The organism is Rhodococcus sp. 14C212, from assembly GCF_011058195.1.
GTDB classification, from domain to species: Bacteria; Actinomycetota; Actinomycetes; order Mycobacteriales; family Mycobacteriaceae; genus Rhodococcus; species Rhodococcus aetherivorans.
The window spans coordinates 1-13,592 of record NZ_JAALEH010000050.1 but is presented as its reverse complement, the minus strand read 5'-3'; the positions used below and the strand labels follow the sequence as shown (position 1 = coordinate 13,592).

Here is a 13,592-nt window from a genome sequence, read left to right as displayed (position 1 = left end):
GCGGCCCGGCCCCGCCGCCGTGCAGCTGTTCGTCGGCAAGGGAGGCACCGGGAAGACGACCCTCGCGGCGGCCACCGCCCTCGCGTCGGCCCGTTCCGGAGTTCGCACGCTCGTGGTCTCGCTCGATCAAGCGCACTCGCTGACGGACGTGTTCGCCGTCGACCCGGCGACGCCGGGATCCGTCGACGCGCGCATCGTGACGGTCACCGACGGCCTCGACGCGCTGGAGATCGATTCGCTCGCACTGCTCGAGCAGCGCTTCGCACTCCTGGCCGTGCTCGCCGCCGCAGGCGGCGCCCACGAGCACGGCGACCGGTTCGGCATCCCGGCACCCGAGGAAGTCACCGGGCTGCCCGGCGTGCAGGAGATCCTCGCCCTCGGCGAGGTCGCCCGGCTCGCCGACACGGGACGCTGGGACGCGGTGATCGTCGACCTCCCCGCGTCCGCGGATGCCTTCCGTACGCTCGCCGCGCCGGCGACGGTGTCGGAGTACATCGAGCGGATCTGGCCCCGGCACAGCCGCATCGTCGCGGCGACGGGTGCCGACCCGCGTCTGGCCCTGGTGGTGGCCCTCGTCGACCGCGTCGTCGACCACACCGCGACCGTGCGGGACCTGCTCGCCGACCACTCCCGCACCTCGGTCGACCTCGTCGCCACCGCAGATCGGCTCGGCTTCGCCGAGGCGCGGCGGTTGCGGTCCTGGACGGCCCTGTCCGGTCTGCGGCTCGCGCGCGTGCTCGTCAATCGGACCGTCCCGGACCTCCCGGCGGACGAGGCCGGGCCCGCCGCGGCCTGGCTCGCCGAGCAGCGCGGAGGACAGCGCCGGATCGTGGCGGAGATCGCGACAACCCTCGGCGACGTCGCCGTGGTCGAGTGCGAGCAGCGATGCACCGAACCGGTAGGGTTGGCTTCTCTGGCGGCGCTTGCGGAGTCGCTGTACCCGGACGGCGTGGCGCCGCATACGGCGGAGGGTTCCGGCGTGGAGCAGGTACGGGTACAGCGCGAATCGGGGACAGGGGTGGATGCGGTGTACACGATGCGGATGCATCTGCCGCTGGCGGACGCGGCATCGCTGACGCTCGGCCGGGTGGACGACGACCTGGTGATCGGCGCCGACGGGATGCGTCGCCGGGTGCGGCTCGCGTCCGGTCTGCGCCGCTGCACCGTCTCCGGCGCCGAATTCGAGGGATCCGACCTGCTGGTGCGGTTCCGTCCCGATCCCGCGGTGTGGCCGCGGTGAGCGCCGATCACGACGTCCTCGTCGCCGAACTTCGGGCGCTGGCCGACGCCGTCCTCGACCGGCTCGAACAGACGGTGCAGCGATTCGCCGAACCGGCACCGCCGCCCACCCGGCCCGCGCCCGGCGCGACGACCGAGGACCCGGCCGCCGCGCCGGCCTCGGCGGCGAGCGACTGCAGCTGGTGCCCGCTGTGCGCCGTCGCGGCCGCGGTGCGGGGCGAGCCGCACGAGCTCCTCACCCGCCTCGCCACCCAGATCGCGGCCCTGATCGCCCTGCTGCGGGACCTGCTCGCCCGGTACCTTCCGTCCCCGGGGCCCGGCCCCGACGGCCCGGGTCCGCAGACCCCGCCCCCGGCTCCCGGCCGCAGCGGCGCGTTCGTGCCGATCTCGGTCACGATCCGGCGCTGATCGGACCCACACCGTGAGCACGGATCGACTCACGATCGGAATCGACGTGGGCGGCACCAGCATCCGCGCGGCCGTCGTCGACGGCACCGGGTCCGTCGTCGACACCGTCCGGGCGCCGACCCCGCACTCGGGCCGCGCCCTCGAGGATGCCCTCGACCGCACCGTCACCCACCTGGCGGGACGCAACGAGGTCACCGCGGTCGGCCTCGCCGTCGCCGGATTCCTCACCGCCGACCGTCGCGTCGTCCGCTTCGCCCCGCACCTGCCGTGGGCGGACGTGCCCGTGGCCGAGCGGATGAGCGCGCGGATCGGCCTGCCGGTGGTCCTCGAGCACGACGCCAACGCCGCGGCGTGGGCCGAGTACCGGTTCGGCGCGGCCGCCGGTGTCCGCACGACCGTGCTGGTGGCCATCGGCACCGGCATCGGCGCCGCCCTGCTCCTGGAGGGTGTGCTGTTCCGGGGCGCGCACGGCATCGCCCCCGAACTCGGGCACCTGCAGGTGGTTCCCGACGGGCGGCCCTGCGCGTGCGGGAAGCGGGGCTGCTGGGAGCGGTACTGCAGTGGTACCGCGCTGGTCGACACGGCGATCGAATTGCTCGCGGCAGGCCCCGACCGGTCCTCCCCGCTCACCCGCGACGTCGCGGCGGATCCCGGGGCACTGACCGGACGACGGATCGCCGGGGCCGCACAGGACGGCGACCCGCTCGCCGTCGCGGCGATGGCCGAGTTCGCCCGCTGGCTCGGGCTGGGCCTGGCGATGGTCGCCGACCTCTACGACCCGGAACTGGTCGTGATCGCGGGCGGGGTGTCGGGGTCGGCGTCTCTGTTCCTCGACGACGCCCGCGGTCATTACGCGGCGGCCCTGACCGGGCGTGGTCACCGGCCGCTCGCCCGGGTCCGCGCCGCGCACCTCGGCGACGCCGCCGGCCTGGTGGGTGCCGCCGACCTCGCCCGCGCATCGTCCCGGTCCGGACGAAACGGACCAGGCGGCTGAGATGCTCGTCACGTCCATCGATGTGAGGCGGGACCGTGGCGTGCCACGGTGTGCACGGCGACACCCCGCCGTCGTAGAGTCGACCGGCAGGCACGATCTGCCTGCGCATTTCGGAGACGGGGAAGGACGCCATGTGGTATTGGCTTTTCAAGTACGTCCTGCTGGGGCCGCTGCTGTGGCTCATGGGGCGGCCGAAAATCGAAGGGGCGGAGAATATCCCGACCGACGGCCCCGCGATCCTCGCCAGTAATCACAAAGCCGTCCTCGACTCCTTCTTCCTTCCGCTGGTGGTACCGCGGCGCATCACCTTCCTCGCCAAGAGCGAGTACTTCACCGGCCCCGGACTCAAGGGCCGGTTCCAGCGCTGGTTCTTCTCCGCGGTCGGGCAGGTCCCGATCGACCGCACCGGCGCCGACGCCGCGCAGGACGCCCTCAACGCCGGCGTCCGCGTTCTCTCCCAGGGCAAGCTGCTCGGTATCTACCCGGAGGGCACCCGGTCGCCGGACGGCCGCCTCTACAAGGGCAAGACCGGCATCGCCCGGCTGGCCCTGCAGACCGGCGTCAAGGTCATCCCGGTCGCGATGATCGGCACCGACGAGATGAACCCCATCGGGTCGAAGATGTGGAAGCCGGCCAAGGTGACGGTCCGCATCGGGGAACCGATCGACTTCGCCCGTTTCGAGGGCATGGGCGGCAACCGTTTCGTCGAGCGCACCGTCACCGACGAGGTGATGTACGCGCTGATGCGCCTGTCGGACCAGCAGTACGTCGACATCTACGCGGCCACCCTGAAGAACCGGCCCGCCGAAGAGGACGCGGCCGCCACGGCCGCCGACCGCCTGCCCGACACACAGGCCGGCTGACGCCGGACGCCGGGGACACCCGCCCGGACGCGGCCGGGCATAATGTGCGCACGTGCGTTACTTCTACGACTGCGAGTTCATCGAGGATGGTCGCACCATCGAGCTCGTGTCGATCGGTGTCGCCTGCGAGGACGGGCGTGAATTCTATGCGGTGTCGACGGAGTTCGACCCCGAGCGGGCCGGGCCCTGGGTGCGGCGGCACGTGCTGCCGAAGCTGCCGCCCCCGGCGCATCCCGCCTGGAAGTCCCGGACCCGCATCCGCGACGACCTGATGTCCTTCCTGATCCCGCGGCCGGGCATCCAGCCCGAACTGTGGGCCTGGCTCGGGGCCTACGACCACGTCGCGCTCGTCCAGCTCTGGGGGACCATGCCCGAACTGCCCGACGCGCTGCCCAAATTCACCCGCGAGCTGCGCCAGCACTGGGAGCAGCACGGCAAGCCCCCCCTGCCGCCGGTGCCGGACGACAACCACGACGCCCTCGCCGACGCCCGCCACAACCTCGCCAAGTTCGAGGCGATCGAAGCCGCACGGCTGTACCGCTGAACCGGGTGCCGCGGCCGCCGAACGGGGTCGGCGGGACGGGATGTGGCATCGACCCACCCGGGGGTGCGTGCCCCTCGTCCCGCCGGGGCCATATCCTGGTGGTGTGAACTGGACTGTCGATGTGCCGATCGACCGCTTGCCGACCCTTCCGCCGCTCCCCGCCGAGCTGCGCGAAAGGCTGGACGCGGCCCTGGCCAAGCCCGCCCTGCAGCAGCCGAGCTGGCCCGAGGACCAGGCGTCGGCGATGCGCACCGTGCTCGAGAGCGTGCCGCCGATCACCGTGGCCCGCGAGGTCGAGGAGTTGCAGAACCACCTCGCCGCGGTCGCGCGGGGGGAGGCCTTCCTGCTCCAGGGCGGTGACTGCGCCGAGACCTTCGCCGACAACACCGAGCCGCACATCAAGGCCAACATCCGCACGTTGCTGCAGATGGCCGTCGTGCTGACCTACGGCGCGTCGTTGCCGGTCGTGAAGGTCGCGCGGATCGCCGGACAGTACGCCAAACCGCGGTCGTCGGACGTCGACGCGCTCGGGCTGCGGTCGTACCGGGGCGACATGATCAACTCGCTGGTCGCCGATGCCGCCGTGCGCGCGCACGATCCGTCCCGACTCATCCGCGCCTACGCCAACGCCAGCGCCGCGATGAACCTGGTCCGGGCCATCACCGCCGCCGGCGAGGCGGACCTGCACCGGGTGCACGACTGGAACCGGGAGTTCGTCGCATCCTCCCCGGCCGGCGCGCGGTACGAGGCCCTCGCCTCCGAGATCGACCGCGGCCTGCGCTTCATGGACGCGTGCGGGGTCGTCGATCCCAACCTGAAGGCCGCCACCATCTACGCCAGCCACGAGGCGCTGGTCCTCGACTACGAGCGGGCCATGCTCCGGCTCGACAACGCCGACGGGCACCCCCGGCTGTACGACCTGTCGGCGCACTTCCTGTGGATCGGTGACCGCACCCGCCAGCTCGACGGCGCCCACATCGCCTTCGCCGAACTGCTGGCCAACCCGATCGGCCTGAAGATCGGCCCCAGCACCACACCCGAGATGGCGGCCGAGTACGTCGAGCGGCTCGATCCCACCAACAAGCCGGGCCGGCTGACCCTCATCTCCCGGATGGGGCACGCGAAGGTGCGCGATCTGCTGCCCCCGATCATCGCCACGGTGCAGGCGACCGGTCACCAGGTCATCTGGCAGTGCGACCCGATGCACGGCAATACCCACGAGGCGTCCACGGGTTACAAGACCCGGCACTTCGACCGGATCGTCGACGAGGTGCAGGGCTTCTTCGAGGTGCACAACGCCCTGGGCACCCATCCGGGCGGCATCCACATCGAACTCACCGGTGAGAACGTCACCGAATGTCTCGGCGGCGCGCAGGACATCTCCGACATCGACCTGCACGGCCGCTACGAGACCGCATGCGACCCGCGCCTGAACACCCAGCAGTCGCTGGAGCTGGCGTTCCTGGTCGCGGAGATGCTCCGCGGCTGACCCTCGCGGAGCGGCCGGGTCTCAGGTGTCTCAGGGCAGTGCGGTGAGAGTCACCGTGCCGCCCGGCTCGACCCGGTCGCCCGCACCCGGGCTCTGACCGATCACCACCGAACGGTCGGAGCCCGCAAACTGGCGCACCTCCACGTCCAGCCCCAGCCGGCCGAGTTCGTCGCGTGCCGCGGCGACCGTGCGGCCCAGCAGCGAGGGCACCTTCACCGCGTTCGACACCAGCAGCGTGACGCTGCCGCCGGCGTTGACCCGGTTCCCGACCGCAGGGTCGGTGCCCGCCACCCGTCCCGCGTCGACCTCCGCATCGAACACCTCCCGCGTCTCGCGCACCGTGAGGCCGACCGTGTCCAGGGCCCGCCGGGCCTCGTCGACCGAGCGGCCCGCGACGTCGGGCACATCCACCGGCGGGGACCCCTTGCTGACGATCACCTCGACTTCCGCTCCCACCGGCAGGACCGTGCCGGGCGCCGGATCGAGGGCCGCGACCCCGCCCTCCTCGACGGCCGTGCTGTAGGCGGTGCCGCCGTCCACGGGGACGAGGGTCCGGTTGCGCAGTTCCTGCTCCACGACGTCGCGGTCGCCGCCACCGACGATCGTGGGCACGGTCGGCCGGCCCAGCGAGACGAGCAGCACCACCTCCTCACCCCGGGCGACCCGGCTGCCCGCCTCCGGGTCGGTGCCGAGCACGGTGTCGACGGAGTCCTCGTCGGAGTACTCGCCTCGCACCTCGGGTGTCACCTCGGCCGCCTGCAGCGCCGCGATCGCGGTGTCCCGATCGGCTCCGAGCACGCTGGGCACGGTGGTCATCCGCCCGGATCCGAGCCACCACCCGCCGAAACCGACGGCCAGGGCCAGCACCAGGATCGCCAGCAGCCACAGCAGGGTCGTCCGCCGGTTACGTCGGCGCTCGGCGGCGAAATCGGCTACCGGGACCCGAGCGGGCTCGGCCTGCGGCCCCGACAGCTCGGCCCGCGGGTGCTGCTGGGTGACGACCTTCGTGTGCTGCGGGCCCACGGGGGCGAGCTGGGCGGCCGGTCCCGGCGGCGGCATCGCGGGCGGTGGCAGCGGCCGCGAGGGTGGAGCCGCGGCGCGCACCGCCACGGTCGGCGGTGCCGGATCCACCGCGGCCGTCGCCGGTTCTGCGACGGCCGAAAGATGCTGCGCGGACCGTCGCGGTGCGGGCACCCGGTAGCGGGGCAGCGCCAGGACGTCACAGACGTCGCTCAACGCCGCCGCCATCGCCGCGGCGTCCGGGAACCGCTCACCCGGCTCCCGCTCGGTGGCGTGCCGGACCAGCTCGTCGAACTGCTCCGGGACCCCGTCGATGAGGGAACCGGGGTCCGGGACATCCCTGTCGACCCGCTGATAGGCCACCGAGAGCGACGTGTCGCCGGTGAACGGGGTGCGCCCGGTGAGCATCTCGAACAGCAGGATCCCGGTGGCGTACACGTCGCTACGTGCGTCGGCGGTGCCCGTGGTCACCTGCTCCGGCGACAGATAGGCGGCGGTACCCAGGATGACGCTGCGCGACGTCGTCGTCGCCGCGGCGACCGCGCGCACGAGCCCGAAGTCGGCGATCTTCACCTCTCCGGCGTCGGAGATCAGCACATTCTCCGGCTTGACGTCGCGGTGCACCAGGCCGGCGCGGTGCGCCACCGCCAGCGCCCCCAGCACCGGCGCCGCGACGGCGGCCGCCGCGTGCGGCGGCATCGGGCCCCGTTCGCGCAGCAGTTCGCGCAGCGTGCCGCCCTCGACGAGTTCCATCACCAGGAAGACGTGGTCCCCGTCCTGCCCCTGGTCGTACACCGCCACCAGACCCGGATGGGTCAACCGGGCCACCGACCGCGCCTCGAACTCGAACCGAGCAAGGAACTGCGGATCTGCGGCGAACTGCGGATCCATGACCTTTACCGCCACCGGACGGTCGAGCCGCAGGTCCGTGCCTCGGTACACGGTGGACATGCCGCCACGGGCGATCGGTGCCTCGATGCGGTAGCGCCGTTCGAGCACCGTGCCGATCAGGCGGTCGCCTCCAGAGCTCACCCGGTGTACCCCCGTGTTCGTGCCGTCGATTCCTGCGTAGGTGCGGCGTACGACGGGTCGGGCCGCCGGGTTCGCCTCTGTCGATCGTAGCCAGCGCACGAACCACCCGGTGACACTGCGCGGCTCGCCGCGGTGACACCCGCGCGGCTCGCCGCGGTGACACTGCGCGGCTCGCCGCGGTGACACCCGCGCGGCTCGCCGCGGTGACACTGCGCGGCTCGCCGCGGTGACACCCGACGGCCCCTCGTGGCCGCCGCCGCGAACCCGATAACGTTAGCGGCGTGAGTGCTATCCCTTACAGCGAAGACGTCCTCGACCGCTCCGTACCCGTGCTGCAACTGGTCGACGTGGCGAAGCAGCTCGGCCTGGTGATCACCCGGGTCCACCAGCTGCTGCGTGACCGCCAGCTGCTGGCGATCAAGCGGGACGGCGTGCTGGCCGTGCCGGCGGCGTTCTTCGACGACGACGGTGGGATTCTCACGGGGATCCCCGGTCTCATCGCGGTGCTGCACGACGGGGGATTCCGGGACGACGAGATCCTGACCTGGATGTTCCGGGAGGACGACACGCTCGCGGGCGGCTCCCCGGCGGCGGCGATGCACACCCACGCGAGGCGGGAGGTCGTGCGCCGGGCCCAGGCGCTCGGTTTCTGACTCCGGCCGCTCAGCGCAGGCGGGCCAGCTGTGTCAGCGCGACCCGTGCACGGCGCCGCGTGGGGACCACGGCGCGCACGTCGAGGACGCGGTACCCGCTGCGCTCGACCTCGTCGAGGATCCCTCCGTACAGCTCGAAGGCGGTGCGGATGCCGGGCCGGATCCGGTCCGGCAGCAGCGCCAGACCGGGCTCGGCGCGGCGGTACTCCGCGCGTGTCAGCGCCACGAAGTGGGCCAGTGCGCGGCGCACCCTCGGGTCCGGGATCCCGCCGGTGCGCCGGCCGTGCTCGAGCAGCGCGATGTCCACCCCGAACGCGGCCCACGTGTCGGCCGGTAGGTAGGTGCGCCCCCGGTCGAGGTCCTCACCCACGTCGCGGATGAAGTTCGTGAGCTGGAAGGCTTCCCCGAGCGCCGCGGCGTAGGGTGCGGCCGCGTCGATGTCGGCCACGTCGAACACGGGCAGCAACTGCAGCCCGATGACCGCGGCCGAGCCGTACATGTACTCCCGAAGTTGCGGCATGTCGGCGTAGCGGGCCCGGAACTCGGGCGTGCCGGGAATGTCCATCCGCATCGACCGGACGAACGCCTCGAAGTAGTCCAGCGGCAGCTCGTAGCGCCGGATCGTCTCGGCCAGCGCCCCGATCACCAACCCGGTGGCGTCCGCCGGTCCGGGATCACCGGCGAGCGCGGCGTGCAGCCGGCGCTCCGTCGCGGTCACCTGCAGTGCCGCGCCGGCCGGGTCGTCGACCGCGGTCACGTCGACGATGTCGTCGACGAGGCGGGCGAACCCGTAGAGGGCGTGGACCGCCGACCGTCGCGGGCGGGGCAGGAGACGGGTGGCGAGGTAGTAGGTCCGGCCGTGTGTGGCCGCCAGCTCCTCGCAGTAGCGGAATCCCGCGTCGGTCTCGGTCACGGTCACCTCGGATCCGGGGATACGGCGGTGATCGGCGGCTCGCGCCGCGCGCGCAGCCGCAGCGGGTCGACGGTCCGCAGCGACACGGCGGCGATCACCGAGACGACGATCGCCAGGATCACATGGGCAAGGTTGTACATGCCGATCGAGCCGTCGGGATTGAAGATCAGCATCAGCCAGCTGGACAGGCCTACGAGCACTGCCAACGTGGTCGTCGAGAGGGCGAAGCCCGCGGCCACGGCGAGCGGCCACGAGTAGTACCACGGCAGGGCGGCCGGCGAGAGCACCGTGATCGCGGTCAGCGTGATCACGATCCCGAGCACGGCGTCGCGCTCGGTGTGCCGGAACCGCCACCACGTCACCACCATGATCACCACCAGGGCGACGGCGCAGAGCATGCGGGTGACATCGAGGATCGACCCCAGCTGCGAGGGGGTGAACCACGTGACCGCGTGCGCCATGATCGTCGGCAGCGACAGCCAGTTGATGATCTTCGAGGAGCCGGACAGGGCGGTCAGCCAGCCGATACCGACGCCCGCGAGCGCCGACGCCGCTCCGAACACGGCCGCGAACACCAGCAGCCCCGCGCCCGTGGTCTTCACGAACAGCACGATCGGCGCGGCCGGTTCGCGGCCCTGCGCCCGGGCGCGGTCACGTTCGTGCAGAATCCAGATCCACACCAGGAACGGCAGGGCGATGCCCGCCGACGCCTTGACGGCCGCACCGACGGACACGAGTGCGATTCCGCCGACGTGCCGGCCCTCCAGCACGAGCACGATGCCGGCGATCATGAAACCGACCATCAGCATCTCGTTGTGGACACCGCCGATGAGATGAATGAGGATCAGCGGGTTGAGCACTGCCAGCCAGAGGGCGATGCGGGGGTTGCCGCCGAGCCGGCGCGCCAGCTTCGGCACCGCCCACGCGGTGAGCACCAGGCCCGGCAGCATCGTCAGCCGCAGCAACCAGGTGCCGGTGACGACGTCGTCCCCCGTCAGCGACGTGATGCCGGCACCGAGCAGCAGATGCACCGGACCGTACGGGGTGGTGGTCGTCCTCCACACGTTGCTCACGTTGTCCAGCAGGACGCCCGGGTTGACGACCGGACCGTCGAGGTAGGGGTCGAAGCCGTCGCGCAGCATCGCGCCCTGGGCGAGGTAGGAGTAGGCGTCGCGGCTGAACATCGGCGAGGCCACCAGCAGTGGCGCCACCCACATGGGCAGCACCGTCCACAGCTCGCGCAGCGTCACGTGCCCGGCAAGGGTGCTCCGGCCCAGCCGTACCCAGGCGGCGATCATCAACAGGACGCCGGCCCAGATCAGGATCGTCGAGAGCAGCAGGCCGTGCCCGAACCGCAGCCAGGACAGGTACAGGTCCTCGAGCAGCGGGTCCTCCCGCCGGACGCTGCCCGCACCGAAGCCACCGAACGTGACGAATGCGGCACCGAGCGCACCCAGCAGGCCGGCGTTGCCGGCCGGGCTTCGCAGGAAGTCGCCGGGTCTGCTCCGCGCGGGCGGCACGGCGGGACGCTGCGGTTCCGACGGAGGCTGCGGTTCCGACGGATGCTGTGGTGCAGCGTCGGAAGGGGCAGGGGACGACATGGTTGCGAGTTCCTCCCCCGGGAAGTCGTGGACGGTGCGGGGCCCGGGCGCGGCGCGGGCGGACAGGTGAACGAGGTGACAGTTTAGTTCAGCCGCGGCCGTCGGCGGTCCACCGCTCACCGCGAGGCGCGTACGCCGAGCCGCTCGGCGGCGAGCCGGCCCGACAGCACGACCGTCGGCACGCCCACGCCCGGCACGGTTCCGGATCCCGCGAGCACGACGTTGGGGTGGCGCGGGTCCAGGTTCCGTCGCCGGAAGGGTCCGGTCTGCCGGAAGACGTGTGCCCCGGAGAACGGGCTGCCCGCAAGCATGCCCCTGGCCTGCCAGGTGGCCGGGGTCTCGATGTGGTCGATGCGGAACTCGTCGGCGACGGCGCCGTATCCACGCCGGCCGAGGACGGTGAGCAGCTCGGCAGCATAGGGGTCGGCCAGAGCGGACCAGTCGTACGGGGCGCTGTCCAGATTGGGACAGGGCGCGAGCACCGACAGCGGCTCGTGCGGCACGCCGTCGCGGAGGAACCTCTGACCCGGGTCGCTCAACGCCGGCCGGGTGATCAGCAGCGAGGGGTCGCTCATCAGCCGGCCGCGGCCCCGGCCCGCGCTGATCTCGGCGAACGTCTCCTCCCACGACGCACCGAAGTCGATGGTGTGGTGGTGCGTGGCGGGCCACTGCCCGGCGACGGCGGACGGCACGCTTCCGTGCAGCACCACGGCCGACGGCGACGCCAGCACGCGTCGCCGCCGGCGTGGGGGCAGCAGCGTGTCCACGACGGGAAGGTCCGGGCTCAGCACCACGGCGTCGCACGGGACGCGTTCGCCCGAGGCGGTGCGGACGGCGGTGGCCGTCCGGCCGTCGAAGTCGAGGCCCGTGACCTCGGTGCCGAGGCGCAGGTCGCCACCGGCAGCGACGATCGCGTCGGCCATGGCCCGGGCCAGCACCCGCATGCCGCCCTCCACCGCGTACACGCCGAGGGACGTGTCCATGTGGGCGATGGCGCCGTACACCGCCAGGGCCCGCGCGGGCGCGACGCCCGCGTACAGCGCCTGGAAGGTGAACACCCGGCGCAGCCGCGGGTCGGTGATCCGACGGTTCACCTGCGCCCCGAGCCGGCCGAACCCGCCCAGGCGGAGCAGCGTCGCCAGGTCGCGCGCCGCCGCGGGGGAGGCGACCAGGTCGAGGGGGGAGTCGAAGTTCGCGGCCATGAACCGGTCGAATTCGGCGTCGAAGATCTCGGCGAGCCAGGAGCGCAGCCGAAGGTAGCGCTGCGCCTCCTCGGCTCCGCACACCCGGGTGACCTCGGCGACCATCGCGTCCGGATCGGTGTGCACGTCCAGGGTCGTGCCGTCGGCGAACCGGGCGTGGTACGCGGGGGCGAGCCGCCGCAGCCGCACCGCCGGGGTGACGGACTCGAAGTCGGCGCCGACCGCCGCCAGGGCATCCGCGATGAGCTCCGGCATGGTGAGCACCGTGGCCCCGTTGTCGATCTCGTACCCGGGCCCGGCGTGCACACCCACCCGCCCGCCGACGGTCGCCTCGCGCTCGAGGACGGTCACTTTGCGGCCCGCGCCGAGCAGGTACAGCGCGGTCGAGAGCCCGGCCAGTCCGGCCCCGACGACGACGACCCGGTCCGCGCCGGTCACGGTGCGCATCAGGCGGCCCGCCGCGTCGCGTGGAGCGCCGCCGCCCGCAGGCGGGCTTTGCCTTCGTCCGTCGCGCCCGAGCCGTCCAGGGTCGCCAGGGCGGCGTCGGTGAGCGCGGCGATGCGGCGTTCCACCCGGTCCACGGCCCCGAGTTCGGTGATGACAGTCCGCAGTCTCTCCACGTCCGCGTCGGACAGGTCCGAGCCGATACTCTCGCGCAGCAACTGCGCGGCCCCGGGGTCACGGGCGTCCGCGGATTCCAGGGCCAGCGCATACAGCACCGTCCGCTTGCCCGAGCGCAGGTCGTCGCCGGAGGGCTTGCCGGTGACCTCCGGATCCCCGAACACCCCGAGCAGATCGTCGCGAAGCTGGAAGGCGAGCCCGATGTCGGTGCCGAATTCTCGGTAGGCGGTGATCAGCGCGTCGTCGGCACCGGCGAGGGCCGCGCCGAGGTGCAACGGCCGTTCGATCGTGTACGCGGCGGTCTTGTACCGGTTGACCCGCATCGCCGCGGGGACGGACTCGTCGGCCGACACCTCTCCGGCGATGTCGAGGAACTGCCCGCCGAGGACCTCCGTGCGCATCGCCGACCACACCGGTGCGATCCGCGCGGTCGCGGCCGGGTCCAGTCCCGCCTCCCGGATCATGTCGTCGGCCCAGGCCAGGGCGAGATCGCCGAGGAGGATGGCCACGGCGGCACCGAACTGCTCGGGCCGGCCGCGCCAGCCCGACGCGCGGTGCAGATCGGCGAACTCGACGTGCACGGTCGGGAAGCCGCGCCGGGTGGTGGACGCGTCGATGATGTCGTCGTGCACCAGGGCGCAGGCCTGCACCAGTTCGAGTGCGGAGCAGACCCGCAGCACCGCGGGCGCGTCGTGCCCCGACGGGTCGCCGCCGGCACCAAGCCAGCCGTTCCACGCGAAGGCCGGGCGTACCCGCTTGCCCCCTCGCAGCACGAACGATTCGAGTGCCGTGACGGCCTCGGGGTAGCCGCCGCCGATCGGCTCCACGAGTGCGATCCGGGAGACGAAGAAGTCGCGCAGGGCACCCTCGACGAGATCGGGGAACAAGGCGGCGGGCACGGGTTCGGATCCGGTGAACAGGGCGTCCTCCTGGTCGTGTGTGGACGGGCCCGTCGGGCGACGGCGGGGGCGGCCACAGATCGAGCCACGAAGGGCGCCGGGCCCACCCGAGCC

Annotated in this window: 12 protein-coding genes; 7 read left to right on the top strand and 5 right to left on the bottom strand. The window is 72.6% G+C overall.

Annotated elements, in window-relative coordinates:
- The first annotated feature begins 19 nt into the window (after nt 1-19).
- From G6038_RS19795 to G6038_RS19770, 6 genes are all read left to right on the top strand, one after another.
- Entirely contained in the window at nt 20-1,240 is a 1,221-nt protein-coding gene (locus tag G6038_RS19795; RefSeq protein WP_165039488.1) for an ArsA family ATPase, read from the top strand.
- The gene (locus G6038_RS19790) at nt 1,237-1,647 is read left to right on the top strand and encodes a hypothetical protein (RefSeq protein WP_165039487.1); all 411 of its coding nucleotides are present in this window, start codon (nt 1,237-1,239) and stop codon (nt 1,645-1,647) included. The genes G6038_RS19795 and G6038_RS19790 overlap by 4 nt, the downstream gene beginning before the upstream one ends.
- A 13-nt stretch (nt 1,648-1,660) precedes the next feature.
- Nucleotides 1,661-2,641, top strand: coding sequence for an ROK family protein (locus G6038_RS19785; RefSeq protein ID WP_165039486.1), 981 nt, complete (start codon nt 1,661-1,663; stop codon nt 2,639-2,641).
- Between the two features lie 131 nt (nt 2,642-2,772).
- On the top strand, nt 2,773-3,504 hold the full coding sequence (locus G6038_RS19780) for a lysophospholipid acyltransferase family protein (RefSeq protein WP_165039485.1): 732 nt from the start codon (nt 2,773-2,775) through the stop codon (nt 3,502-3,504).
- A 52-nt stretch (nt 3,505-3,556) separates the two neighbouring features.
- Entirely contained in the window at nt 3,557-4,048 is a 492-nt protein-coding gene (locus G6038_RS19775; protein ID WP_006933363.1) for a polyadenylate-specific 3'-exoribonuclease AS, read from the top strand.
- 103 nt (nt 4,049-4,151) lie between these two features.
- Nucleotides 4,152-5,537, top strand: a complete 1,386-nt coding sequence (locus G6038_RS19770; protein WP_165039484.1) for a 3-deoxy-7-phosphoheptulonate synthase class II — start codon at nt 4,152-4,154, stop codon at nt 5,535-5,537.
- A gap of 30 nt (nt 5,538-5,567) precedes the next feature.
- Here the strand turns inward: G6038_RS19770 and pknB are convergent, their stop codons facing one another.
- Nucleotides 5,568-7,589, bottom strand: coding sequence for a Stk1 family PASTA domain-containing Ser/Thr kinase (gene pknB / locus G6038_RS19765; RefSeq protein WP_165039483.1), 2,022 nt, complete (start codon nt 7,587-7,589; stop codon nt 5,568-5,570).
- Between the two features lie 281 nt (nt 7,590-7,870).
- Here pknB and G6038_RS19760 point away from each other — a divergent pair, with 281 nt between their 5' ends.
- Nucleotides 7,871-8,242 (top strand): Rv2175c family DNA-binding protein, encoded by a 372-nt coding sequence (locus G6038_RS19760; RefSeq protein ID WP_346772863.1) that lies wholly within the window; start codon nt 7,871-7,873, stop codon nt 8,240-8,242.
- Between the two features lie 10 nt (nt 8,243-8,252).
- On the opposite strand, the gene G6038_RS19755 is transcribed toward G6038_RS19760, so the two are convergent.
- From G6038_RS19755 to G6038_RS19740, 4 genes are all read right to left on the bottom strand, one after another.
- Complete coding sequence (locus G6038_RS19755) at nt 8,253-9,161, bottom strand: phytoene/squalene synthase family protein (RefSeq protein WP_165039482.1); 909 nt, start codon at nt 9,159-9,161, stop codon at nt 8,253-8,255.
- A complete protein-coding gene (locus tag G6038_RS19750; RefSeq protein WP_165039481.1) occupies nt 9,158-10,756 on the bottom strand; it encodes an alpha-(1->6)-mannopyranosyltransferase A in 1,599 nt (532 codons plus the stop codon). The genes G6038_RS19755 and G6038_RS19750 overlap by 4 nt, the downstream gene beginning before the upstream one ends.
- Nucleotides 10,757-10,872: 116 nt before the next feature.
- Nucleotides 10,873-12,405: a phytoene desaturase family protein gene (gene crtI / locus G6038_RS19745; protein ID WP_165039480.1), complete on the bottom strand. Its 1,533-nt coding sequence runs from the start codon at nt 12,403-12,405 to the stop codon at nt 10,873-10,875.
- Nucleotides 12,405-13,499: a polyprenyl synthetase family protein gene (locus G6038_RS19740; protein ID WP_165039509.1), complete on the bottom strand. Its 1,095-nt coding sequence runs from the start codon at nt 13,497-13,499 to the stop codon at nt 12,405-12,407. Before G6038_RS19740 ends, crtI begins: the two co-directional genes overlap by 1 nt.
- Between the last annotated feature and the right edge of the window lie 93 nt (nt 13,500-13,592).